The organism is Thalassospira mesophila (assembly GCF_002115755.1).
GTDB lineage: Bacteria > Pseudomonadota > Alphaproteobacteria > Rhodospirillales > Thalassospiraceae > Thalassospira > Thalassospira mesophila.
The window spans coordinates 427,945-452,045 of record NZ_JFKA01000003.1; the positions used below are offsets into that span (position 1 = coordinate 427,945).

Annotated in this window: 30 protein-coding genes; 21 read left to right on the top strand and 9 right to left on the bottom strand. The window is 52.4% G+C overall.

Features of this window, described 5'->3' with window-relative positions:
- Positions 1-26 precede the first annotated feature (26 nt).
- From TMES_RS22620 to TMES_RS09915, 3 genes are all read left to right on the top strand, one after another.
- Positions 27-509 (top strand): hypothetical protein, encoded by a 483-nt coding sequence (locus tag TMES_RS22620; protein WP_143589602.1) that lies wholly within the window; start codon positions 27-29, stop codon positions 507-509.
- A gap of 131 nt (positions 510-640) precedes the next feature.
- Complete coding sequence (locus TMES_RS09910) at positions 641-1,003, top strand: hypothetical protein (RefSeq protein WP_085581945.1); 363 nt, start codon at positions 641-643, stop codon at positions 1,001-1,003.
- Entirely contained in the window at positions 1,000-1,410 is a 411-nt protein-coding gene (locus TMES_RS09915) for a hypothetical protein (protein WP_085581947.1), read from the top strand. Before TMES_RS09910 ends, TMES_RS09915 begins: the two co-directional genes overlap by 4 nt.
- Before the next feature lie 175 nt (positions 1,411-1,585).
- On the opposite strand, the gene TMES_RS09920 is transcribed toward TMES_RS09915, so the two are convergent.
- Both TMES_RS09920 and TMES_RS09925 read right to left on the bottom strand, forming a co-directional pair.
- A complete protein-coding gene (locus tag TMES_RS09920) occupies positions 1,586-2,203 on the bottom strand; it encodes a hypothetical protein (RefSeq protein WP_085581949.1) in 618 nt (205 codons plus the stop codon).
- Between the two features lie 186 nt (positions 2,204-2,389).
- Positions 2,390-2,950: a basic helix-loop-helix domain-containing protein gene (locus TMES_RS09925; RefSeq protein ID WP_143589603.1), complete on the bottom strand. Its 561-nt coding sequence runs from the start codon at positions 2,948-2,950 to the stop codon at positions 2,390-2,392.
- A gap of 313 nt (positions 2,951-3,263) precedes the next feature.
- Between TMES_RS09925 and TMES_RS23320 the strand changes: the two genes are divergently transcribed.
- Positions 3,264-3,875: an antA/AntB antirepressor family protein gene (locus TMES_RS23320; RefSeq protein WP_425444053.1), complete on the top strand. Its 612-nt coding sequence runs from the start codon at positions 3,264-3,266 to the stop codon at positions 3,873-3,875.
- A gap of 176 nt (positions 3,876-4,051) precedes the next feature.
- Here the strand turns inward: TMES_RS23320 and TMES_RS09935 are convergent, their stop codons facing one another.
- Positions 4,052-4,600 (bottom strand): hypothetical protein, encoded by a 549-nt coding sequence (locus TMES_RS09935; RefSeq protein ID WP_085581955.1) that lies wholly within the window; start codon positions 4,598-4,600, stop codon positions 4,052-4,054.
- 68 nt (positions 4,601-4,668) lie between these two features.
- On the bottom strand, positions 4,669-5,358 hold the full coding sequence (locus TMES_RS09940; RefSeq protein WP_085581957.1) for a hypothetical protein: 690 nt from the start codon (positions 5,356-5,358) through the stop codon (positions 4,669-4,671).
- Between the two features lie 409 nt (positions 5,359-5,767).
- Between TMES_RS09940 and TMES_RS09945 the strand changes: the two genes are divergently transcribed.
- The 3 genes from TMES_RS09945 (at position 5,768) to TMES_RS09955 (ending at position 7,644) form a co-directional block, all read left to right on the top strand.
- Positions 5,768-6,250: a GIY-YIG nuclease family protein gene (locus TMES_RS09945; protein ID WP_085581959.1), complete on the top strand. Its 483-nt coding sequence runs from the start codon at positions 5,768-5,770 to the stop codon at positions 6,248-6,250.
- A 304-nt stretch (positions 6,251-6,554) separates the two neighbouring features.
- The gene (locus TMES_RS09950) at positions 6,555-7,292 is read left to right on the top strand and encodes a KilA-N domain-containing protein (protein WP_085581961.1); all 738 of its coding nucleotides are present in this window, start codon (positions 6,555-6,557) and stop codon (positions 7,290-7,292) included.
- Position 7,293: 1 nt separating this feature from the next.
- A complete protein-coding gene (locus TMES_RS09955; RefSeq protein ID WP_085581963.1) occupies positions 7,294-7,644 on the top strand; it encodes a hypothetical protein in 351 nt (116 codons plus the stop codon).
- Here TMES_RS09955 and TMES_RS09960 read toward each other — a convergent pair.
- From TMES_RS09960 to TMES_RS09970, 3 genes are read right to left on the bottom strand one after another with little or no spacing between them, the layout of a single operon-like run.
- Entirely contained in the window at positions 7,611-8,288 is a 678-nt protein-coding gene (locus TMES_RS09960; RefSeq protein WP_085581965.1) for a hypothetical protein, read from the bottom strand. The two genes, TMES_RS09955 and TMES_RS09960, sit on opposite strands and share 34 nt — an antisense overlap.
- Positions 8,289-8,831: a hypothetical protein gene (locus TMES_RS09965; protein ID WP_085581967.1), complete on the bottom strand. Its 543-nt coding sequence runs from the start codon at positions 8,829-8,831 to the stop codon at positions 8,289-8,291. It abuts the gene before it with no gap.
- A gap of 48 nt (positions 8,832-8,879) precedes the next feature.
- Positions 8,880-9,443 (bottom strand): hypothetical protein, encoded by a 564-nt coding sequence (locus TMES_RS09970; protein WP_143589604.1) that lies wholly within the window; start codon positions 9,441-9,443, stop codon positions 8,880-8,882.
- Between the two features lie 41 nt (positions 9,444-9,484).
- Here TMES_RS09970 and TMES_RS09975 point away from each other — a divergent pair, with 41 nt between their 5' ends.
- From TMES_RS09975 to TMES_RS10035, 13 genes are all read left to right on the top strand, one after another.
- The gene (locus TMES_RS09975; RefSeq protein WP_085581971.1) at positions 9,485-10,654 is read left to right on the top strand and encodes a CHC2 zinc finger domain-containing protein; all 1,170 of its coding nucleotides are present in this window, start codon (positions 9,485-9,487) and stop codon (positions 10,652-10,654) included.
- Positions 10,654-12,420 (top strand): hypothetical protein, encoded by a 1,767-nt coding sequence (locus tag TMES_RS09980; protein WP_085581973.1) that lies wholly within the window; start codon positions 10,654-10,656, stop codon positions 12,418-12,420. The genes TMES_RS09975 and TMES_RS09980 overlap by 1 nt, the downstream gene beginning before the upstream one ends.
- A gap of 342 nt (positions 12,421-12,762) precedes the next feature.
- Positions 12,763-13,344 carry a hypothetical protein gene (locus tag TMES_RS09985; RefSeq protein ID WP_085581975.1) on the top strand — a complete coding sequence of 194 codons (582 nt, stop codon included), beginning with the start codon at positions 12,763-12,765 and terminating at the stop codon, positions 13,342-13,344.
- Positions 13,345-13,728: 384 nt separating this feature from the next.
- Positions 13,729-14,379 (top strand): helix-turn-helix domain-containing protein, encoded by a 651-nt coding sequence (locus TMES_RS09990; protein ID WP_143589605.1) that lies wholly within the window; start codon positions 13,729-13,731, stop codon positions 14,377-14,379.
- Positions 14,348-16,375: a phage terminase large subunit family protein gene (locus TMES_RS09995; RefSeq protein ID WP_085581979.1), complete on the top strand. Its 2,028-nt coding sequence runs from the start codon at positions 14,348-14,350 to the stop codon at positions 16,373-16,375. Before TMES_RS09990 ends, TMES_RS09995 begins: the two co-directional genes overlap by 32 nt.
- Positions 16,375-16,566, top strand: a complete 192-nt coding sequence (locus TMES_RS10000; RefSeq protein ID WP_085581981.1) for a phage head-tail joining protein — start codon at positions 16,375-16,377, stop codon at positions 16,564-16,566. Before TMES_RS09995 ends, TMES_RS10000 begins: the two co-directional genes overlap by 1 nt.
- A gap of 1 nt (position 16,567) precedes the next feature.
- A complete protein-coding gene (locus TMES_RS10005; protein WP_085581983.1) occupies positions 16,568-18,088 on the top strand; it encodes a phage portal protein in 1,521 nt (506 codons plus the stop codon).
- Positions 18,089-18,092: 4 nt separating this feature from the next.
- Positions 18,093-20,072, top strand: a complete 1,980-nt coding sequence (locus tag TMES_RS10010; protein WP_085581985.1) for a prohead protease/major capsid protein fusion protein — start codon at positions 18,093-18,095, stop codon at positions 20,070-20,072.
- Positions 20,073-20,157: 85 nt separating this feature from the next.
- On the top strand, positions 20,158-20,526 hold the full coding sequence (locus tag TMES_RS10015; RefSeq protein WP_085581987.1) for a DUF2190 family protein: 369 nt from the start codon (positions 20,158-20,160) through the stop codon (positions 20,524-20,526).
- Positions 20,527-20,549: 23 nt separating this feature from the next.
- Positions 20,550-20,903 carry a head-tail joining protein gene (locus TMES_RS10020; RefSeq protein WP_085581989.1) on the top strand — a complete coding sequence of 118 codons (354 nt, stop codon included), beginning with the start codon at positions 20,550-20,552 and terminating at the stop codon, positions 20,901-20,903.
- A complete protein-coding gene (locus TMES_RS10025; RefSeq protein WP_211275896.1) occupies positions 20,900-21,565 on the top strand; it encodes a DUF6441 family protein in 666 nt (221 codons plus the stop codon). The genes TMES_RS10020 and TMES_RS10025 overlap by 4 nt, the downstream gene beginning before the upstream one ends.
- Positions 21,552-21,983: a hypothetical protein gene (locus TMES_RS10030; RefSeq protein WP_085581991.1), complete on the top strand. Its 432-nt coding sequence runs from the start codon at positions 21,552-21,554 to the stop codon at positions 21,981-21,983. The genes TMES_RS10025 and TMES_RS10030 overlap by 14 nt, the downstream gene beginning before the upstream one ends.
- Before the next feature lie 24 nt (positions 21,984-22,007).
- Entirely contained in the window at positions 22,008-22,985 is a 978-nt protein-coding gene (locus TMES_RS10035; protein WP_085581993.1) for a phage tail tube protein, read from the top strand.
- Positions 22,986-22,999: 14 nt separating this feature from the next.
- On the opposite strand, the gene TMES_RS10040 is transcribed toward TMES_RS10035, so the two are convergent.
- Together TMES_RS10040 and TMES_RS10045 are read right to left on the bottom strand one after the other, a co-directional pair.
- Positions 23,000-23,230 (bottom strand): hypothetical protein, encoded by a 231-nt coding sequence (locus TMES_RS10040; RefSeq protein ID WP_143589606.1) that lies wholly within the window; start codon positions 23,228-23,230, stop codon positions 23,000-23,002.
- Positions 23,231-23,310: 80 nt separating this feature from the next.
- Positions 23,311-23,601, bottom strand: a complete 291-nt coding sequence (locus TMES_RS10045) for a hypothetical protein (RefSeq protein ID WP_085581997.1) — start codon at positions 23,599-23,601, stop codon at positions 23,311-23,313.
- A gap of 61 nt (positions 23,602-23,662) precedes the next feature.
- Between TMES_RS10045 and TMES_RS10050 the strand changes: the two genes are divergently transcribed.
- The gene (locus tag TMES_RS10050) at positions 23,663-24,091 is read left to right on the top strand and encodes a hypothetical protein (RefSeq protein WP_085581999.1); all 429 of its coding nucleotides are present in this window, start codon (positions 23,663-23,665) and stop codon (positions 24,089-24,091) included.
- Positions 24,092-24,101 lie beyond the last annotated feature (10 nt).

A 24,101-nucleotide genomic window follows, 5' to 3' on the forward strand; every position in this document is an offset into this window, starting at 1 on the left:
CATGCCCCGCTAATCGGTGTAGGTGCATGATGGTATTGGTAACGCAACAAGGCGTAATTCGTGACTTTTTGAGCCGTTCCGTGGTGCCGAGCCGTCGCGGATACCGAAAGGTTGATGCCAGACGTCACAAAGCCGGGCCAACATTAACAACGCGCCTGCATTTTGCCAGACCCGGGCGGACAACACTGAAAATTTCAGGGCCGTTGGGCGTGCGAACCATAAGCCCGGCCCGTGCCATGATCCTGCTGGCAGTGTGTGGGCGGGGCGAGGGCAGGTATATTGATTACCTGTCGATAAGCGAAATTGTGTGGCCGGACCCAGAGAAAATGCCAGACGACTGGGCGGACATTTTGAAAAGCCATGTATCCGCAATGCGCGGGCTGTTGCGTGCCATAGGCTCGGAACTTTGGATTGAAACAAAGTGGGGCTGGGGACTTGTGTTACGGCGCACGGAAACCGCGCAGAATGACAATAACGAGGCCCGAAAGCGCCAATTTGCAACGGTATGAAGCATACGCCCGGCTTAAAAATTGGCTGTGCCTAACAATCTGTTATAGGCCCCTTACCCTGTTTGATCGCGGGGTGGGGTGTGTGGTCGTGGGGGAAACCCTGCTTCACACTGAAAATACAGGCGGATCAAATGACACATTTCCCGGAAATAACCCCGGACTTTGAAAAGCGAAAGGCCGTTCTTCATATTTTGCGCGGTGCAAATGTTGACGGACCAGTTGGCATTGCAGTTGATGTTTTGTGCTGCGTTTATGGGCTTGAAAATACCTATTACTTTAATCGGCGTTCCACTCACGCGGTTGTGGTGCGCGGCGCGATTCATAAGGTGCCCGATGCCGTTGATCAGGCGAACGAAATTTTGCGCCAGCTTGGCCTTGTTGGGCAATATATTGCCTATCCTGGTGCGCGGACAGACCCGCTTAACGGTTTGAATAACCGTCGGCTATTGCCGGTTAATGATAACCGCCGGAACGTCATGCGGGGTGCGGTATGAAAAACGGTTATGATATTTTAAGCGCCGCTGTGCGCGAGGCCGCCAACGATAACCTGGGGGCAGAAGAAACGGTAACGCGCATTATCAATGATCTGGATTTTGCCGGTTTGACCATTTTGCGTCGTTATCCCGTGGTGGATTACGCGCAACCTGTTCAGGTCATTAAGGAAGAGGGCAGCGCAACCTATAGCGCCGTTGCTTGGGCTTATGGGGCGTCAGTAACCGATTTGCGCGGCCGCCCGGGCCATTTGGTGATGTGGCAGGAAAGCGGGCAAATGCAGGCTGCCTGGTTTGATGGTGAAGGAGCCAACAGCCGCCTGTTGCAATACCGCGTTATCAATGTTCCGCCAGCTCCGGCTACAGCCTTTGTGGCGCCGTGTGGAGCTTGCCAAAAGGCGGCATCCTGAAAATTTGACCTGTGGTCGCGCGTCTAGCGCGACCCTTGTCTGATTATCGGAATTTGGATAGGAGGCAAAACTGCATGGATGCGATGAGTTAGCGCTGATATTGATTGATTATTTTAAGCTTTCAAAGCGTTGGGGGGCGTGACCGAGGGTGTGTTACGATTTATACTTTTTTGGCTTAATTCTTTTTTTTCTGAGTGAGTTTTTTGTATGTCTTTTGTTTTAGGACAGAATCAAGTGTATCATTTATTATTTTTATTTCTTCAATAATGTCGGAGAGATTGAATGATGTTTCTCCTAAATCCTCACGGGGATTGTTAAGATATTTTATTTTTAATTTTAAACTTCTGCTGCTTACCGCTAGTTGTAGTGTTATATCAAGGATTTTTTTCTCTATAGGTGTTGCGGATAGTACTTCGGCGGTAGTTTTTTCTAATTCTGTAGCTAATGAATAGCTGATTGCAGCAACCAATTCTTCTTCATCGTCATTTTCTAATATGAATGTGATATCTTCGTGCATTCTGTTGTAATTTTTATTGTAAATGATGTATGCTATTTTTGTGTTGTCATCTGTATGCCATTCTCTTTGCATGTTTACAGCGATTAATGCGAAAACTCCACCAAGCAAGCCGAGCGCTCCTGCTAAAACCGTCTCCCATTGTAAACTTTTAACAAAAACGTAGAGCTGTCCTCTATAGTCAGACGTCAAACCTGCTGCCTGGTAGCCTGTATAGACGAGGATGGAAATTAAAGAGATAATGAGTATTAAGAAGAAATAAAGTAAAGCTTTTCTCATTTTCACCTCGGATTTTTTCGGGTTTTTAAATTTATTTTTTTCTGTAAAAATAAATTTTATTTTATAGGGAGTGGGTTCTTTTCACATGTATGTTTTTGATTTGCAGTAATTTATAATGCGTTGGCCGTCTTTTTCATGGTTTTCGAGATTTCAAAGGCGCTTGGCATATGTGGCTGGTGAAGGTGGTTAAGGGCCGTTTTTTTCGAGGGCTTTGGTTAGTTCAACGATTGCTTTGTCAAGTTTTTCAACAATTTCGAACTTCGTGTCAACGCCATTGTTGGCAATTGTTGATATAATTCGTTTAACCGCGAAATATGCTTCATTGGCATCACTGCTAAACACGATAGTTGGTATATCTGGCAATTTATCTTGCATGTCTTTTGCCAGTTTTTTCATGTGATCCGATGCGCTTGTGCCAACTTCCTGGCTTCCTACGACGAATATGCTGGGGCCTCGTTTTGTAATTTGGTCCGTGAAGAATATAATAGAGTGGATAAAACGAATGCTTTCTCTTCGGTAGGATTCAAGGGTGCCGGATGTTGCTCCGCGATAGGCAATAACACCGCCCGCAAGACCAAGAAAGCCGGCGAAAATTGTTTCCCATTCGTTCTTTTTAAAAATGTAACAAATAGCATTGTCATTACATGTCTCGACCGTATTGAACCAAAGGCCGACGGAGAAAATGGCGACGCCAGTTCCAATAATGGTCGCATAAAATATATGGGTTAGCGTTCTTTTTGTTCTCAATTCCTCCTCCCCCATCCCCTGCAATCAACAACAGTTGGGATCATCGCCGGGAAAATGTCTTGAGGTCAATAGTGCATAGGTTGCAACGGAAATAATTAGTTACTTTTTTTCAAATGACTGGCGCGTTGATGTTTTTGTTTTCTGTTAAGGAGTATGCGTGATGGAACGTGCCTTGAATGCGACGAATGATAATATTTCGCGTGATGCCCTGTTTCAGATTGAAACCCGCAATCTCACAGGCGGTTCGGTGCAAACGGTGAATGCGCGGGATTTGCATGGTTATTTGCAGGTCGGAAAGGATTTTTCGACTTGGATAAAAGACCGTATCGAGCGTTACCGGTTTGTGGAAGGTGAGGATTTCATCAAAGCGGAGAATTTGTGCTCCCCAAATTTGGGGAGCAAAGGGCGCGGCGGTCATAACAAGACCGATTACCATCTAAGCCTTGATATGGCGAAAGAGGTTTGCATGGTGGACAATAGCGGAAAGGGGCGTATGGCCCGGCGCTATTTCATCAATTGCGAACGCCGCCTGAATGAAAGCCCGGCGCGGTATCTGGCGGATATGGAGCGCCAGATTGTGCGCCTGATTGAAGATCGGGTTGAGCAGACGGTTGCGCTTCGTCTGGCATCAAACGCCCGCGTGGCGGCATTGGAATATGTGTCAGTTCGCGAATTGCTGATGGAACATAACGCCGTGCAAAAGGGGCGAAGCGGGCTTAATCGCAAGATCGGGGCAAGTATGCGTGCCTGGGCGCTGCAAACCCGGCCGCCGATTTCCGTCCGGCGTTGCCCGCATTCCGGTGTTTGGCTTTTCCCGCGAGACTTTGCCGATGATTTCATGCGCCGCCACGGACGCGAACTGGTGCACGATCATAATGACCGGCAAACGGGGCGTGGATCGTTGCAGCTCGTTGTAGCCGGTTAAGCATGCAAGTTTATCCTTGATAAGCCGATTTAAAGGTTTTGTTTTGTATTAGTGAGGTAAGGAGGCTTCTGACCCTATTGGGTATAGTTCGGTTGGTGTTTTCTCCTCAGAGAATACTTGGATGGCTTCATTTAAGCTTTTATTTCCAATAGTCGAAATTAGATCATGAAAACTGGTTAACAATTCAAATTGTGAAAATAGCCACTCAGGGCTGGCTGGGGGGCATGCAAGCGTTCTTCAATATCTCTCCGTAGCTCTTTAATGGAGCGAGCCTGCTTTCTGAAAGCTATTTTTAAGGCTTCGATCTGGTCGATTTGATGCCCATATAGCATGTCATAATTAAGGAGGTTTTGAATCCTGATTTCTGCATCCGAGATGTTTTCGTCGAGTATTCTAGAGAAGGCGGCGATTCCATGTAAAACTTTTCTGATATCCTCGCTGCTGTATTCGAAATCTTTGTTTTCTGATTTAGTGGAAATATTTTTTCTTGGAAATTGTTTGCAGGCTATTTCCAAATTATATTTTACCGACTTGGTAGTCGCGAGCGCTTGCGTTTGCTGTCTGTGGCGATTGTCTCTAATATCGATCCGACGTTGGGTTAGAAAAAGCAAGACAGCTAATAGGCTGGACAGAAAGCTACCAATCAATGTTGCCCAGCCACTGTCAATAGTGTCAGGAATAAAATCAGAACGCAGAACTGCATCAAAAATGTCGGTTGCGATCAAGCCGAATTACAAGCCTCCGCAAATACTTCCTGTTGTGAGGAGTATGAAGTTTTCGAGTTTCCAAGTTTTCATTTTTTAGGATTCATGTGTTTGAAGTAAATAGATTTATATGAGGATCCATTGTATTCTTTGTCAAAATTAAAAAAGTAAGGATCAATGTTTGTGTCAAGTATTTTTAGTTTTTCTGGGTCGAGTATCCCGTTTTTTTTAGCTAGGTTGAGGAAGTTTTCTTTTTCAGAGTCTATGATTTTTTTTAATTTTTCTTTTATGTTTCCTATTTCTTCTCTTATTGAATATATTGCTTTTGTAGGGTCTTCTGCTGATTCGTTTTTTAGTATGACGAATGTTCCTTGGGGGGATTTTATTTCTATTTTTGTGTCGAAGGGTTTTGTTGATTTTGAGTACGGTTTTTCATCGGAGGCTGCTGGTTTATTATTGAATTCAAAATGAGATGATTTTTTTCCATGTGATGCTTTCGTTATGTTATCAAGGTTTTGCGTGTTATATGAATGCCATCTATCTATGATGTAATATATATCATGAAGTGCTTCAAACATGTCGTGTATCGCAAGAATATCAGATATTTCTGTTTTGTTTGCTCCTTGCCAAGTTCTTTGAAAGACTTTTCGTATTGTTATGTCTTTAAAGTAAACCGGAAAAATTTTCGTTTTTATTCCGCTAATCTCTTGAAGAAGCTGCCCATCGCGCCTCTCTATTAGAAATGTTGATTGTATGTCAAATTCAAGATTTTCTATCATTGATTTGTGTCTCCATGAAGAGGGGTGAGCCCTGGAATATTATCATTTATTCCTTTTCAGGGTTTGACTGAGGAATAGACCCTGGTGTTTCTACTAAGAAGCTATAAGCATAGTTCTGGCTTCGGTTCTTGGTAAGCGAATGGCGAGTAATGGATAAGGTTTGGTCGGCGAGGTGCGTATCTGAGATGTGGTTTGAATAAAGTGGCTGTGGAAATTCCGCCAACGGTTGCAGTGTGTTGCTTTGTGGATCTGGTTGTCAATTTATAAGTTCGTTTTAAAAGGCGAATATTATTGCAATTGACCTGTTTGTCGCTGATGGGATTGGGTGTGTCCTCGGCCGCGCCGGAGGGATGGTTTGATGTGATGATGCGTTTGTTGATCTTTGAGTGTGCGTTTTGAGGTGATTGTTATGCCCGTATTTGCAAGCGAAAATGTTCTGTACAAAGGCAACGCATTAGCGCTCTCGCGTGAAGTTGCTCCCAAAGTTGACAAGCATTATAGCGGCTATGTGTATGTCGTTAAAATGTCGGCGCGGCTTGTCAAAATAGGTCGTAGTGCCGACCCTGTCGAGCGGATGAAAAGTATTAATCGTTCGGTCGCTGGCGCGCCAAATTTATCGCCAAGAATGCTTTATTTATCGCCAGCCTGCTTTAATTACAAAGAAGTCGAGGCGTGTTTGTTGTCAGATTTCGCGCAATACCAGACAGCGGGTGAGTATTTTAACGTTCCAGTTTCAGTCGTGGTTTCGGCATTGAATGATTTTGAGTTGGCGATTGGTCGGACACCTGAAGAGCAACGGCAGTTTGATTTGGACCGAAAGCAAGCAACGCAAGATATCTATGGTCTTTTCAACGCCTTGAGCGGGCGGAAGGTCGTCCCGCCCGAGGTGTAGTCGTGGATCTTGAGTTGACGGTAGGCGATGGCGGGCGTATGGTTTGGCCTATCAACGGGATAAATCCGTTGTGGGGGCGTCGAAACCCTCGTATCGAGACGGCCAGCCGTCACGTCAGTTACGGCTATTTTTGCGCCCGGATTCCGGGTGCAGCTTCTCGCTTAGGGCGGGAGGGCGGTGAATATAAGACCCGAAAGGGGAATAAACCCGCCTGCCTCTCGACAGGTTTCGAACCTCCCGCCACCAGCGCGGTCGTCGAAAGCCGTTTTGGTGGTGTTGTGAAACGCTATCGAGAGGGCTTGTTATGATCGCACAGCTTATTCCTCATGCCATTAATGATTCCGTTATCAACCAGCGCGCAAGTGACGGGTATGTCCATGCGACTGCCATGTGCCGCGTGGTTGGTAAGCAGTTTAATGACTATCGCCGTTTGGTGGCGACCCACGAGTTTCTTGACGAGTTAGCCTTAGAAACGGGGATTCCCGTTTCTAAGCTGATTGCGCCAATTAAGGGGCGTGGAGATCGTATTGAACAGGGTACTTGGGTTCACCCCAAATTAGCCATCCATCTTGCGCAATGGCTGTCGCCCCGGTTCGCCGTGCAGGTGACGAACTGGGTTTATGACTGGATGACCGGGCAAAAGCCCGTTCCTGCCCCGCACCCCGATGCGGTAAGCAGCTTTCATTTTTCCAATGATCAGATTGCGGCCTTGCGGGCCGATATTGTGCGCGATGTGACGCGGGATTTGGCAGGGCGGATGCCGCCTGCCGGGATGGATATGCCGCGCCTGAATGCGGGTCATGCTTTGTTTGCCATCGCGGGCAAGCGGGTGATTGTTGATACCAGCGAAAGCAACCCGGCGCGGGGTGAGCGGGCGGTTGTGGTGCGCTGTGAGGATGGCCGTACCCCGGAACTGGTGACGATCCTTGGTGATCCGCCGGTGCCGACATGGTTTGACCGCTGCAAGATTTATGATTCAGGCGTGCGTTATCATATTCCGGTCGGGGTGGTGATTGGCCGTGTTGTTTGGGAGGGTGTTTAAAATGAAACATTCAGGCCCACAAAAACGCGCCAGCGCATCGGCTGCATCGCAGGCACCCAACGCTTTATCACTGCCAGACAATATTGCCGGGATCGAGGCGGTTTATCGGGCGCTTTGCCGGATTGGTGACTGTGACAGTGACGGCCATTTGCTGGAATGGCGCGAGGCCCAGCTTCGCGCCATCCGGGCCAGTCAGGTTTCGGACCTGATTGTTAAATTACAATGCCTGGCTGAATTAACGGGCGGCGCAGATGGACTGACCGCCAAAGGCACGTCCCTTGCCCATGAATGGGTGCAATCCTTGTTGCGGGACGCGGTTTATTTGGCCGGTGTTTCGGAGGGGGCGGAATGAGTTTCAGGTGTTGTTTCGGCGTCTTTTTGGGGGATGGGCGAGGGTGTTTGCCAAGCTTTGTCTTCTTTTTTCTGGAACACTGTGGATCGTCCAAAATCGCGGAAGATCTGTTCCCCGCAAGACTCATTGAAGTAACGAAGATTGAGGACCGGGACGAACATGATAGCGGAGGGTTTCATATAAAAAAACAGGGAAGCGCAAACTTGCAGATCGGCGGATTTCTTGAGGGGGGTATTGATATAGGCGTTTGCAACTGCGGCTGTCCCGGCGCCCACAATGCTATAAATTGTCAGGGTGTAATAGAGAGCAGAGGCAAAGGCTCCTTGTTTCCAAGTGCTCTTTTTCTCCGGAGGCATTGCATGATTGTCCGGGCAGTAAATGCTGTAGGTGGATGTGAAAATCCAGAAACCCTTTGGCAATTCTTCGTTGTCTTTGTGCTGAGACATGCCTGTGCCAACGAGCAATACAAAAGTAATAAACGAGCAAACGGCCGATGGAACGGCGAAATATATGATCATGGATGCTTTGTAGCCGTCAGATGCCAGGGCTGTTGCCAGCATCGTCAGCAGTATGACGCCATTGATGCTCACGTAAAGTCGTGCGTCTGCTTTGTTTTTGGGCGTCCAGTTGGTGTAATCGAACATTTATTGCCCCTGTCTTGGGTGCATCGTTGTGATGGCGTTTTGGCATGCTTGTTCCACGCTGTCCGACATCATGAAGCTGTCCCAGATCAGGCCGAAACGAAGCGAGCTGATATATTTGGTGAAGGTGTTCCCCGGGTCCTTGATCAACATCACGTCGTGCAACCCTTTATCGACACAGGCAATGGCCTGTCGTTGGGGCATGTTCGAGACGATTATAACGCGATGGGTGTTTGCCAACTGGAGAGCAACACTCGCAAGGGTGCAGATAACGGTGATAAGCGTAATTGCTTCAATCTGGAGGGCTATGGCGGGGCGCCCACTAAGCCAGAGCGCACGTATTCCAGTAAAGATTGCGTAGAACATATAGACGGAAAAACCGCAAGAAAAGGCCACCTGTGCCATCTCTTGACACAGCAGGGCAACATAGCCTGTTTCGGTAAAGGTATTGACCACGCCGAAGGTAAAAAAGAAGGCGATGATGATGATGCCGCCTGCTTTTACCGTGTTGAGAACTTCATCAATGGTTGTTGGTGTGAGGTTCATGGTGTTCCTGCGATGGTGATTGGAAATGGCCGAACGTTGCCGGCTTTCTCATTTATTGGGCAAGGGTTTTGGCACCACCGCTTTGCATCGGTCGATGATGGACTGGTAGCTTTGGGTTATGTTCGGTGGCCAGTAGACATACACCCAGTTGGTTGTTTTGCTGAGATTTGGATCGTAGGAGTTCAAAGGGTCTTCAATTGCTTCTTTGGACATTACGCAACGGTTTTGGGCGTTTTGCGACAATCCAATTATCGGCAGATAGTGAATTGTTTTTATTGCAAGGTCTGCAGACTGAATAGCGGGCGACATTGCAAGAAGGCAAGCTGCCGACTTCAAAAGCAAAATTGGTGTTCTGCCGGTCTTCGCCGACCACGTTGGCTTTACTGTCCAGGTGATCTGGCCGTTTTTCGGGTGGAACATCAACATTACCCAGCCCGATATAATGAACGGCAAAATGGTGTCGTACAGAACGATGCCTGCGATTGTGCCGGTTGCAGAGCTGTCGGAAATGGCGACCCCGAAAGAGGTCCCGAGGACGGAAGCACCAGCGATAAATGGGCCTGCGATCAGTATTGTTTCCCAAGAAATCGAAATTTGTGGCCGATCCGCCATTTTAACCCCCTGCATCCCCTGATTGCAAAAGGATCGGAGAAATGAACAGCGATATCAAGCATTCATTGGCCGACATGGCCGATGCCATTAAGGGGCAATACCGTCCCAGCGAGGTTGTGGGGCAGTTTGTGAAGCTGCGCCGGGCCGGGGTGGAAATGGAAGGGCTTTGCCCGTTTCACGGCGAGAAATCGCCCAGTTTCAAGGTGAATGATCGCAAGGGGGTTATTCATTGTTTTGGCTGTGGCTGGCATGGCGATGTGATTGCGTTTTATGCCGAGATACGCGGGATAGGTGCCAGCGAGGCGATACGCGCCCTGGCGTCGGATGCGGGCATTGATGACCCGGTGGCTCGCGAGCGGCTGGCGCAAAAGGCGCGGCGTGATGCTGCCCGACGTGAGGCCGACCTTGCGGCGCAAAAGCAGACCGAGGCAGGGCGGTTAATGGCGATTTGGCAAAGCCGGTTGCCGGTTTTGGGGTCGCCGGTGGCGGATTACCTGGCGTCGCGCAAGGTGTTGCCCGATGTGGTGCCGCCGACATTGGGATATTTGCCAGACCACCCGTATTGGAACCGGCCCGACAAGGGGCGCAAGGCGGTTTTATGCGGGCGGTTCCCCGTCATGGTGGCGATTATGTTAATGCCCGACCGGCGCTTTGCCGGGTTGCATATGACCTATATTGCGCCCGATGGCAGCGGCAAGGCGCAACCGGTTTGCCCGGTGACGGGTGAGGTTTTGGGGGCGAAAAAGGTGCGATCTGCCTTGCCTGACCTTTCGGGGGCGGGGATATGGTTAACGCCGATCCGGGCGCATATGGCGGTTTCCGAGGGGATTGAAAACGGTTTGACATGGATGTTGCGCCGCCCGGACTGGGGCATTGCAGCGGCCTATAGCCTTGATAATTTGGCCGGGGCCGGGCTGGGCGAAGGGCGCAAACGCAGCGATGACCCGAAAAAACGGTTGCCCAGCAAAGCCCCGCGCATGGCGCGCCCTGGTTTTCGCCCACCTTATGGGGATGATGAATATTCGCGCTGGAAAACCGTGCAGCATGTGCAGCGAGTGACGGTATTGGCCGATAATGACAGCAAGGACCCGGTTGCGGCTGCGTGCCTGTTTGAGCGGGCGCGGCGAAAATTTCAGAATATTGGCTATGAAAGCCGGGTGTTAATGCCCCCGGCGGGAATGGATTTTAACGATATGGTCCGGGGGATGTGATGGCAGTGGAATATCAGCAAGCGGCCAACGAGAATGTTGATTTTGACCGGATCGACGAGGATAACCCGTTTCAGGATGTGGCGGACGGGGCCACGGCCCTGCCGGATGCCGGGCCGTGCCCGGTGCAGTGCCTGGGGCATAATGATGGCCGGTTTTATTTTGTAACGCCCAGCGGGCAGTTGCGCGACCTTGCGGCCAAAAGCCTTGGCAACCGGCAGGAAATCACCGCGCTTTTTGAAACCAAACTTGGCTGGGCCGGGGCGGCTTTTCCCAAATATGACAAGGAAGAACGCTATGTTGGGCCAAATTACCCGATGGTGGGGCAATGGTTTATGGGGGAATGTGCGATAAAGGGCATATTTTCGCCGGACAAGGTGCGTGGGCTTGGCGTTTGGAAGGATATTCGCGGCGGGCTGATTGTGCATTGTGGCGACCGGCTGGTTTTATCGTCTGGCCATAAGGTGGAGAAGGCGGGACGCAAGCTGGATGACGGGTGGGTTTACCCGGCACAGCCGCCATTGCCCGCGATGATGCGCCCGGCCCTGAATGACCCGGCGCGCATTGGCGATATGCGGATGGTCTATGACCATTTGAAATCGTGGAATTTTCTATCGCCTGCCGGGTCGCATATCTGCCTTGGGATTATGGGTTTGATTTGCATTTGCGGGGCCTTGCAGCGGCGGCCTACGCTTTGGCTGATCGGCGATGCCGGAGTTGGTAAGACGGAGTTGTTAACGCTGTTAACCGAGCCTGTGGGCGGGCTGGACAACACGTTGCGGTCGTCTGATGCCAGTGCGGCGTTTGTGCGCGCCGCATTGCAGGGCGCGGCAAGGCCGGTATTTTTGGACGAAATGGAACCGGGGCCACGGGCGGCGGCGGCGATGGAACTGGCCCGGCTTGGATTTTCCAATGATCAGGCCGGGGTAGGGCGCGCCAGTGCTGATCAGAAAGCGATATTGCAGCGGATTACCGCGCAGTTTGTGTTTGGCAGTATTTTGCACCCGGAACCAAAACCACAGGACCAGTCGCGCATTCATTTTATGGAACTGGGTCCGCTTAGCGCCGATGCGGCCGCAGTTGAAACGTTTAACACCCGCGCCCGCATGATTAAGGAAATTGGCCCGAAAATTTGGGCGCGGATGATTTTGGGATATCCGCGCTTTTTGGAAAATTTGTTGGTTTATCAGGGTGTTTTGGGGGCTTCGGCCTATTCGCGCCGGTTAACCGACAAGTTTGCCCCGGTGTTGGCGGCAGCGGAAACGTTGTTGGATGATGTTGTGATCAACGCCGGTACGGCAGCGGACCAGATTAGTGTTTGGGGCCTTGAAGAACCCGAACAGAACGATACCGAGGCCGACGAATGCCTTAACCATCTTATGTCCTGTCAGGTCGATACCTGGCGCGGCGGGGACCGTTTGACGGTGGGGCAGTTGCTTACCAAGGTGTTGGACCTTGGTGCGCGGGGTGACGGGGATTCGGCACGGCTGAATGAGGAAACCTTGCCGGGGTATGGCCTTAAACTTGGCCCTGCCAACCGGGGCACACAGCGCGGGTTTGAATATTTGATGGTGGCCAACAAGCACCAGTCCTTAACCCGGTTGTTTCGCGAAACGCGCTGGCAGGGCGGGGTTCACCGGCAGGCGCTGGCGCGTTTGGAGGGGGCTGTTGCCGCCGGGCCGTTGCGGTTGGGCGGGGCGCTTACCCGGTGCATTAAGATCCCGCTTGCCATTATCTCCAAACCCGATAACAATGGGGACGTCCTATGACCTATACCACCCCCGCACCCCGTGATTTAAAGGGTGCTTCGCAGATTTTGAAGCGGGTTCCGGTGTGGGTTTTGCGGCAGATGTTACAGCCCGGATCGGCGTTTGTAACACCCGCGTTACGGATAACCCCTTATAAAATAACGATTGTTACAATGTTACGCCTGTTACAGGAAAACATCCCCCCATGTGTGCGCGTGCGCGCATATGTATATAAACTATGTAACAACTGTAACATTGTAACTTTATATATAAATCAATCAGTTAGACGTTACACAGGTGTTACACTTGCAAAATGGGGTGTAACAGCGGGTTTTGGGCAGTCCGTACGTGGAGGGTTTTGACATGGGTAAACGTGGTGCGATGGATGTGTGGGCGGCGTTGTGCTGGGCGATCCATGATCAACGGGTTGATCTGGCGATTGCCGCGAATGATGACTGGATCGACGATGTCGGGCTTTCACCGCGCCATAGCGTGACTGGTGTGATGATGGACCAAGCCATGTTGGGCGGGCGTGTGGATGGTGGCGGGCCACGCGGCGGGCCTGATGTGGACCTTGATGCGGAAATCATATGGCTGGTGGCGCTGGGGATGTTACGCGACGAGCGGGCCGGGATTGTGATTGATGGGTTGTTCGAGGGGGTGCCGGTCAAGATGCAGCGCTATCTGCGCAAGGCTAGGCCGGTGTCTGATATGATCGTGGCGGGGCGGATGGCTGATCTGCCTGACTGGATGCCTGGGGGCTGGCAGGGTGGAATGAGTCGACGCGAAGTTGAAGAGTCGCGCCTTAAATACATTGGGGTTTGGGATGCTTTGGCTGTTTTGTCCATGAGGTTAAAGACCAGCACCCGGCTGGGCAAAGTGATCGAAAAGCCCAGCTTTCCGCGCCTTCCATGGCATGGGAGAAAAAAGGCTGTTGACAGTTGACAGGGGTCGGGCTATTGACTTGGACATAGCGAACAGAACCGCGCCCGTTGGAGAAATCCGGCGGGCGTTTTCTTTTGATCAGATACCGTGAACCTTTTCCCTCCCTGTTGAGCCTGCAAGGCCCGGCCATTGTGCCGGGCCTTGGCTTTTTTGGGTGAAGATGGCGGAAACCCGCCGTTTCGAGTGATGGGTGGCCCCGGCTTTGGGTCCTTCCCGGCCCCCAACGTATACGGGTGTGCGAAGTGCGGGTGTTCGGTAGTTTGGTGTTTTTGAAACGAGGTTGACAGGTTTACACGGTTGACGGTGTTACCATTAAAGCCTTGTGCAAGTTGACATTCTGGCCCTTTCGCGTTGCGGATGGGCCTTTGTTTTTTGGTGGTGCTGATGGCGGATGATGCCGGGCTTGTCGGGTCGCAAGCCGACTATGCACGGCATTGCGGTGTTACGCGGCAGGCCGTTTCAAAATGGTTGAAAGCCGGGCGGATTGAAAAGCTGCCCAATGGCCGGATTGATTTTGTGCAGGCAGACCGGGCCTTGCAAAAAACAGCGGACCCGGCGCGGGCAATGGCGCTGGGCCGGGCCGACCCGTTAGACGATGCCGGTTCCGGTGCCGGGCAATGGCCGGTTGCGACAGATGCCGCCGGACAAAATCGCGATGATTTGTTTGATTATGCGGCATCCGAACCGGCCCAGCCGGTCGCGGCGTCGGAAACAAACGGTGATGCCAGCTACCAGAAAAGCCGGGCGCTTCGCGAACGATACAACGCGAAGATGGCGCAGCTTGATTACGAGGAAAAGGTTGGCAAGGTCCTGAACAAGCAGGATGTTGAGGACGCAATGGTAACTGCCGGGCGGCGGATGCGGCAGGCAATGGATGCGATTATTGGCTGGGCCGATGAAATCTATTCGACCGCGCAGGACGGTGATGTGCAGGCCGTGCGGTCGATTTTGAAAAGCCGGGTGCGCGGGCTGGAAGAAACCATTGTTGCGAGTTTGACAACCGATGACCCAGACAGCGAGGACGGAAACCAGTGAGGCGGCGCGGCTGATTTTTGCCGCCCTTGCGCGGGGCATGACCCCGGACATGGTTGTTTTACCATCGGTCTGGGCGCGGGATAACCTGGTGGTTGCAGATGGGCCTATCGCGGGGGAAAAATGGTCGACGGAATTAACACCCTATGCGCCGGGGATACTGGATTGCCTTGCCGCCGATAACGGCATTACGCGGGTTTCGGTGAGAAAGTCGGCACAGGTTGGCATGACCGGATCGATGATTGCATGGCTGGCCACGATTATGGCCTGCACCCCGGCCAAGGCGATGCTGGTGTTTCCGACCATATTGTCGGTGCAGGATTTTAACCGTGAAAAGCTGGCCCCTGCGATTGACCAAACTGTGGCGCTTCGCGACAAGGTGCGCGAAAGCGGCACGCGGTCATTACAGAAATCAACAGCCTTGTCGAAACGGTTTCCCGGTGGGTCGCTGGTTTTGACAGGGGCCAACAGCGCATCGGATTTGCGGTCCAAAACCATCAAATTTATGTGCTGTGACGAGGTGGACGAATGGCCGCTTGACCTGGACAAGCAGGGCGACCCGATGGACATGGTGGATGCGCGCCAGATCGCGTTTCATGCCACAGGGGATTACAAGAAATTTGAAGGCAGTACGCCGACAATCAAGGGGATCAGCCGGATTGATAACGCCTTTGAGGAAGGCGACCAGCGGTATTTTGAATGCCCGTGTCCGGGGTGTGGCCATTACCAGCGCCTTGTTTTCGGCGGCAAGGATGTGAAACACGGTTTAAAGTTTAACCGGGAATATCCGTACAACGCCTATTACATTTGCATTGAAAACGGGTGCCCGATTGAACATCACCAGAAACGCGCCATGGTGCAGGCCGGGCGCTGGCGGGCAACAAAGCCGGAACCGGGGCGGCACCCCAGTTTTCACATTGATGCGATATCGTCGCTTTTGACCACATGGGACAACGTGGCGGAAGCATTTGTTAAGTCCAAGGATGACCCCAACAAACTGAAAACCTTTACCAACCTGTGGCTTGGCGAAGCATGGGAAGAAAAGGGCGATGCCCCGGATTGGCAACGGTTGTTTGTTCGTCGGGAAATGTACCCGGCGCGGGTGATACCGATCGGCGGGTTGGTGATAACGGTTGGCTGCGATGTGCAGACTGACGGTATTTATTACGAGGTTGTTGCCTGGGGGCGGGATCGCAAAAGCTGGTCGATTGATGCCGGGTTTTTGCGCGGCAACACCGCCGATCCTGATGACAAGGTGTGGTCTGATCTGGATGTTATTTATGATCGGCGATACCCGGATGCCTATGGAAATTACTGGCAGGCCGACGCCTTTGCCGTTGATTCGGGCTATAATTCAAATCAGGTCTATTTGTGGACCAGATCGCGGCCCAAGGCACGGGCGATCAAGGGCAATGGCGAGCGGGGCAAGGCGGCGATTTCGTCAGCCCCGACCAAGGTGGAAATCAATTTTAAAGGCAAACGTAGCAAGCGCGGGGCCGAGTTATGGCATGTGGGAACGTGGGATTTAAAGGCCACGTTTTATGCCAATCTGAACAAGGACGGGCTGCGTGACGGGTCTGGCGCCGATGCCGACCCGCCCGGTTATTGCTATTTCACTGAACTGCATGACGAGCAGTATTTTCGCCAGATCACGGCTGAATACCTGAAAAAAGGCAGCAAGAACGGACGTGCGACCCTGACATGGGAAGCGAGCGGGCCGAACCATTTGCTTGATTGTCGCATTTATAACATGGCGATGGCGGCACATTTGGGCATGGACCGGTTAACCGCCGAGGAATGGCTGGTACTGGAAAAAGACAGAACCACGCCGCCCAGAGTGCCGCAGGGTGATTTGCTGGATAGGGCCACGCCAACGGCGGCGGCGGAAAATGTGGTGTCAAAACCCGTGGCGAGGGAACCGGCGGCGGCCCCGCAAGCGGGGAATGACAACCCGGCCAGTGGATGGTTTGGCAAAAGACCGAAAGGATGGATGGGGTAATGGCATTTACGCAGGCCGATATTGACCGGCTAAAAATTGCGATGGCATCGGGCACCCTGAAAGTGGAGGTCGATGGAAAAAGCGTGACATACCGCAGCATTGCCGAAATGCGCGAGGTGTTGCGCATGATGGAAGGTGACGTTAAGGGCCCGTCTGCGCGAGTGTCGCAGGCCGCATTTCGGAGGCCGTGACATGGGGATTAATCCATTAGACAAAGTGATCGGGTTTTTTGACCCGGTTGCCGGGGTGCGTCGGGCGCAGGCGCGACAGGCCCTTGGCGTTGTTCGGTCCTATGAAGCGGCACGGCGGCGGCTAACAGATGATGGCTGGGTGTCGGGATCGGGTGGGCCTAATTCGGAAGTTGGTGGCGGCCTTGTTGTTATGCGCAACCGGGCGCGGCAAATGGTGCGTGATAACCCCTATGCCAAACGCATGGTCGATATTATGGCGGCCAACGAAATTGGCGCAGGCATTGTTAGCCAGGCGAATACCGGCGACGAAAAACGCGACGATGCCCAGCAAGACGCATGGAAAAAATGGGCAGAAACCACGCAATGCGATGCCGACGGGCGCACCAACATTTATGGTTTGCAGCGCCTGATTGACATTGCAAAGCATGAAAGTGGCGAGGTTCTGGTAAGGCTGCGGTCGCGATCACGGGCCGATGCCGCCCGGCTGGGACTGACGGTGCCGTTGCAGTTGCAGGTGATTGAAGCGGATTATCTGGACCATACCAAAAACGGCCCGTTGTCCGATGGTGATTACATTGTTCAGGGCATTGAATTTAACAAGCGCGGTGAACGGATCGCCTATTGGATTTTTAAGGAACATCCGGGCGAAAATTACCAGCATGTGGTTGGCAATAACCTGACATCGATGCGGATTGATGCCGGGCAGATCATTCATTTGTACAACATGCAACGACCGGGGCAGTTGCGGGGCGTTACCACGCTGCATTCGGTGATGACGGCCCTGCGCGATTTGCAGGATTATCATGGTGCTTTGTTGATGAAAGCAAAGGTTGAAGCCTGTTTTTCCGCGTTTGTGCGGGGGGCAAGCGGCAATCCTTTAACCGGGCAGACAAACCAGAAAGGCACGCACCGGCAAGAAACACTTGAACCGGGATCGATCTTTTATATTGAAGATTCCGAAAGTGTGGAGTTTGCCAACCCGAGCAAATCGGAAGCGCATATTTTGTTGTCGCAAACCTATTTGCGGGCTATCGCCGTTGGCTGTGGTGTGACCTATGACCAGCTTACCGGGGATTTGACCGGGGCGAATTATTCGAGCCTGCGGGCGGGCAAGATTGATTTTCGCCGGCTGGTGGAGCAATGGCAATGGTTGTGCTTTATTCCGCAATTTTGTGAACCGGTGTGGCGGGAATTTGTAAAGGCTGGTGAATTGGCCGGGCTTTGGAAAGCGGGCCCGATTGCCGCCGAACATACGCCACCGGGTCATGAAATGATTGACCCGACCAAGGACACGACCGCGCTGTTACAAATGGTTCGGGGTGGTTTTAAAAGCTGGCCGCAGGCGGTGCGTGAACAGGGTTATAACCCGAAAACGATGGCCCGTGACATTGCCGGTGCCAACAAGTTGTTTGATGATAACGAACTGGTTTTGGACATTGACCCGCGCAAAGTGAGCCGGGCCGGTTTGACACAGGCACGACCCGACGGAACGGTTTTGCCGCCGACCAATATAGAGGACTGATTTCATGCCAGATCAAAAGCGCAAGACGCAGTTGCCGATGCAACTGCGTGAAGCAACGGTTGTGCCTGTTCTAAATGAAAAGGGTGAGCAGGACGAAAGTATTGTTGAGCTGATTTTCACAACAGGGGCCGCTGTTCGGCGGTACGATTTCTGGGAAGATCAGGTTTACGAGGAAGTCCTTTCGCTTGAACCCGGTCATGTGCGGCTGGATCGTTTGAATAACGGGGCGGTCCCGCTTTTGCGCGATCATCGCAATAGTGTTGATAGCCTGGCGGGCGCGATCCTGTCTGGCGAAATTCGCGATGGCAAAGGTGTTGCGAGGGCAAAGCTAGACCGGGGCGATGAAATTGCCGAGCGGGTTTACCGGCAGGTAGCGGCCCGTATCCTGACCAATACGTCAATTGGTTATCACGTTTACAAATACGAAATCACCCGCGAGGAAGGCAAATTACCGGTCTATCGTGCGGTTGACTGGGAATTAATGGAGATTTCATTGGTGGCGGTCCCGGCAGATGCCGGGGCCGGTTTTCGTAACGGGGGTAATGATGCCCCCGTTGAAGTGGTGGAACTGGCGCGCTGCGCCGATCTTGTTGATGGTACAAAGGATACAGATATGACCTTGAACGCGAGTGAGCGGCAGCAGCCGAACAATGGAAATCAACCCGTCCCACAGGGGCAGGCCGAAACGATTGATGTGGCTGCGGAACGCAGCGCAGCAATTGCCGGCGAACGCCAGCGCATTGTTGATATTCAGGGCATTGCCACCCGGCACCGCCTTGATGCTGAATTTGTGACCCGTCATATTGATGCTGGCAGCACGATTGATGTGGTACGCGGTGCCGCACTGGATGCGCTGGCCGATGCCGGGGGTGATGGCGGTGTTGAGGTCCGCAATCATATTGCCCTTGGTGCATCGAATGAAGATCCTGCGCAGGTGCGGTCGGCGCTGGTGGTTGCAATGGCGCATTCCATGTCGCCAAATGCCGTCAAGCTGGAAGGTATGGCGGAAAAATACCGGGGCTACGGCCCAATGGCGATTGCGGAAGAAAGCCTTGCGTCGCGTGGTAATCCGGTTAATTCGCGGAACCGCGAAATTATTTCGCGGGCCGCGCTGCATTCAACCAGTGATTTTCCCTATTTGATGGCTGATTCCGTCAATATGGTTTTGCGCAATGAATACCAAATTGCCAACCCGTCCTATCGCCGGTTTGCCGCACGGAAAAACTTTGCTGATTTCCGCCCGCACAGCTTTTTGAGCGCGGGCGATTTTCCGGCGCTTGAAAAGGTGAAAGAAAACGGTGAGGTGAAATCCGGTACTTTCTCCGAAAGTAAGGAAACCATGCGTCTTGATACCTGGGCGCGGAAGATTGGATTTGGTCGCAATTTGCTGATCAACGACAATCTGGGGGCGATTGCCGGGATGCCTGGTAAAGTTGGTCGTCGGATCGCGGCGCAGGAAAATCAGATTGTTTTTGCAGTCCTGAATGCCAATTCCGGTGCCGGTATCGAGATGGCCGACGGTAAAGCGATTTTCCATGCTGATCATAAAAACAAGGCTGCCACTGGCACGGTGATTGATGTGGCTAATCTTGGTAAGGCACGCGCAGCGATGCGCAAGCAGGAAACGCCGGACGGGCTTACACTTAACCTTATGGCTAAAATTCTGCTGGTTGGGCCGGACAAGGAAACGGAAGCCGAAAAGGTGATGTCGTCGATCCTTGCGGCAACCACCGGCGAGGTAAACCCGTTTACCGGCAAGCTGGAAGTTGTTGCCGATGCCGAAATTGATGGCAATCACTGGTATACGCTTTGCGATCCGAATGCCGAGGAAGTCATTGCCTATGGTTATTTGAACGGGGCGGAAGCGCCACAGGTCATGGTTAAGGAAGGGTTTGATTATCTTGGCTTTGAAATGCGCGTTGTGCATGACTTTGCCGCTGGCGCAACCGGCACCTATGGCGGGTATTACAACCCCGGTGCCTGATCTGGTTTGACGGGATAAAGCGAAAACGGGGTGGCGATGGCTGCCCCGTTTCGCGTTTGGTGAATTGCAAAACAGGAATGATGCAATGAAAAACTATATTCAGGCAGGTAGTAGCCTGCTGTTTGTGAATGCGACGGGTGCCACGATTGCTTCGGGTTCGCCTGTTGTGGTGGGTAGCCAGATCGGCGTTGCTGCGGTTGATATTGCCGATGGTGAAAGCGGCACGGTGCAGATGTGTGATGTATTCAGCCTGCCAAAATCGGCCGGGTCGGCGATTGTCCAGGGCGATGCTGTTATTTTTGATGTGGCGGCGTCGGCGTTTGTGCCGTCGTCGGAAGCGCCTGCCGAGGGCGACATTGTTGGTGCCTGCACCGCGTGGGAAGCTGCCGAAAGTGCCGCAACCAGCGTGGTGGTTAAGATTAATACCGGTGTGGGGACAGTGACCCCGGCCTGATAAAATAAACGGTTGGTGACGCGATGGCGGGCGGGGATTACCCCGCCCGTTTTATTGGGGGGCTGGTGATGCTTGATGGTGTGTTTGACGCGGTTTTTAATGACCCGTTTGTTTCAACGTCGGCAGAATACCTGCCAAAGGAAGGCGAGGCCGTGCCGGGTGTGCGGGTGATTGTTTCGTCGCCTGATATAGATGCGTCGGTGATGGGGTTTAATGCTGTGTCGGTCAGCATGATTATAGAAGTGCGCGCCGGTGATGTGGTGCAGCCCCGGCGTGGTGACCGTTTTTTAATTGACGGGGTGACATATACCATTAACGAAAAGCCGCAAGCCAGTAGCACGCGTAAGGTTTGGCGGTTCGGGCTGGTGGAAACATGAGGATCGGTGTTGACGTTTCGCGGGATTTGCGGCGTGTTCTGAAAGTCACATCCGACGGTTTGGAAAAAGCCGTTACACAGGGGATTCGTGAAACTGCGCCCGAGGTTAAACAGTTTTTGCGGGCGCAGGTGCGCAATGCCGGAATGGGCAGCCGCCTTGCCAATAGCTGGCGCGATCAGGCTTACCCGAAACGCGGAAACAGCTTTGATGCGGCGGCCCTTGTCTGGACCAAGGCACCCAAAATTGTGAACGCCTTTGACAAGGGCGTTTTGATTCGTAGCGGTAGCGGTTTTTATCTGGCAATTCCCACTGAAAACGCACCGAAAAAGGGGCTGGGCGGCAAGCGAATTAGCCCGTCAAATTTCCCGGAATACCGGTATGGGCGGTTGCGGCTGGTGTATCGCCGCAACGGACCGTCCTTGCTGGTGGTTGATGGGGTTGGTTTTACTAAAACCGGGCGGGTATCACGGCAGCGGAAAAACGGCGGGCGCTTAAAAAGTGGCGCCTATGGACGCGGGGTTGTCACTGTGCCGATGTTTGTGTTGGTTCGGCAGGTCAAACTTAAAAAGCGGTTTGACGTGAAAGACGCCGAAAGGTACGGGGCACGGGTTGCTGTTCATAACATCGTCCGAAATTTGAGGGTGCGCAATGGCCGAAAGTAAACGCGAAGCGGCCTTGAAGGCCCTGTTTTCCAAGATATCGGAAATTGACGGATCGATGGTAAAGCGCAACGAACCGGAGGCCGATGACATTCCGGCGGGTGGTTTGGTGAGCCTGGCCGATGGCAGCTTGAAAGCCGAACCTATTTTGTCGCCGTTGCGTTACGAGATCGCGCACACAGCCGAAATTATGGTTCTGGTACAGGGTGACGACGCCGTGGCGCGGGATGCCCAATTTGATGCCATTCTGGTTGCGTTGGCATCGGTGATTGATGCCGACCCGACCTTGGGCGGGGTGGTTGATTTTGCCGCCTGTAACGAACCGGAAATTGTGGACGAACCGATAGAGGGAGCCGCCACCATCAAGGCGGCAACTGTGCCGGTGACTATGGATTATATCGCGCCAACGGCGTTGGGCTGATTTCATTTAACAGGAGTATTTGCAATGGCAAAGCAGCGTGCCCTTGGCGCGGACGCTACCCTTTTGTGTGCGTTTGAAACGGTGTATGGCACTGCCCCGGATGGGTCGGGTGGCGGTGTTTATTCGAAATTGTCGTTTAAATCGACTGCTGTGGGGGCAGAGCAGCCCCTTGGAACCGATGCGCTTTTGGGACAGGGGCGCAATGCACAGGACCCGTTTTACGAGCCGGTAACGGTAAATGGCGACATTGTGGTTCCGGTTGATTTGCGGGCGTTTGGTTTCTGGCTTAAGGGGCTGTTTGGTGCCCCTGTTACCACCGATAACGAAGATGGCACCTATAGCCATGTTTTCACATCGGGCGGGGTGTTGCCCAGCCTGTCGGTTGAAACAGGTTTTCCTGCGTTGACGGTGCCGGTGTTTAACATGGTATCGGGTTTAAAGCTGGGCGGGTTTCAGATCGATATGTCGCGATCTGGCCCGGTCAATGCGACCCTGAACAATAATATTGCGCAGGGCGAAACGGCAGCGGCAACCAGTGAAGATGCCGCCCCGGCGGAATATGAATTGCAACGGTTTTCGCAAGGGTCGGGTTCTATCAAACTTGACGGGTCGCAACTGGCGTCGGTGACGGCGGGAAGTATCAGTTTTTCCAATAATCTGGAAGCCGTGGAAACCATCCGGTCCGATAACAAGATTGACGGGGCGGATGAAGGCGAGGCCACAGCAACGGGATCAGTGACATTGCGTTATGCGTCGGATGCAACGGTACGCGATGCCGTGGCGGCACAAACGCCGGTGGCGATGGAATTTGGATGGTCCATTCCGGGAAGTGAAGGCTATGCCCTGACATTCAGTTTGCCGCGTGTGTTTTTACCCAAACCGAAACAGTCGATTGACGGGCCGGGTGGTATTTCGGCGGAATATAACTGGCAGGCCGCCAATGACCCGGATGATGATTATATGCTGCGGGCAACGCTGGTGAATGACGTGGAAAGCTACTGATTTTGTGGCCGCTGTTATGTGCAGCGGCCATAAATGATTTCCCGGTATGCGTCACCGATAAAACTTTTTTGAACAAGAATGTTTTTCTTTTCGGTGATTTCATAGCCATTGGGGCATAGCGCATTGTCGTCCAGATACATTTGGAGCCAGTTCAAACGGTCGGCCTCGTTGTAAACACCGTCGCTGCTGCTTTTCATGACTTCATAGCGAAATGTACCGTCGGAATTTGGTTCAAAGCTGGACATTTGTGGGCGATCAATTGCGGTGCATGCTGTCATAGAAAGCAATGGGATTAATGCCAACAGGCATATTTTTCCGAAAGACATCATTTGCATTGCCCGTAAAAAATCAGACTGGTTGCATCACCAAACATTGTTTCGGCGCGCACGACTTCTTTTTTATCGGTGATTTCATAGCCTGCCGGGCAATAGCTGTTTTCCTTAAGCGATGTTTCCAGCCAGCCGATTAGATCCTGTTCGGTGTAGGGGTATAGTTTGTCGGCTTGAAAGCGAAATTTACCATCGGGCAGTGGTTCAAAATCGCTTGCCCGTGCCCGGTCGTAGGTTGTGCATCCAGCCAGTGATGCGGCAATAGCCAAGGCAATGAAAACGCGCATGTGTAACCCCCTGTGCAATCAAGGGCTGAACGATAGCGCGAATTTTGAATGAAAGTCAAAAATGATCAAACTTAAGTTGCCGCGTGAACCGCGTTGGCTTGACCTGCACCCGATGGTGCGCGTCAAGGTGCGGCCCTGCACAACGCCGCTGGTGGAAGCTGCAAGGGCGATGGCGGCCCGCGTCATGGCCGATATCATTAATGGCAGCGATGATTTGCTGATGGTGGAGCATGACGTTGCAGATTTGCAAAAAAAGTTGCTTGACCCGGACTGGTGTGCCGGGGTGCGCCAGTTTGTTTATGTGCAGTGCCTGGCGAAAGCTGCAATCATTGAATGGGATGGCGATGGTGTGAAAACAAAGGCCGGTGAGATTGGTAAAATCACCACCGAAAACCTGCGCGATGTTTTGCTGCATAGTGACATTAAAGACGTGTTCATGCAGGAATTTACCAAGCCCCTGATGCAAGTGGTTGCCGAGGGAAACGTTTAAGGGCCCGTGC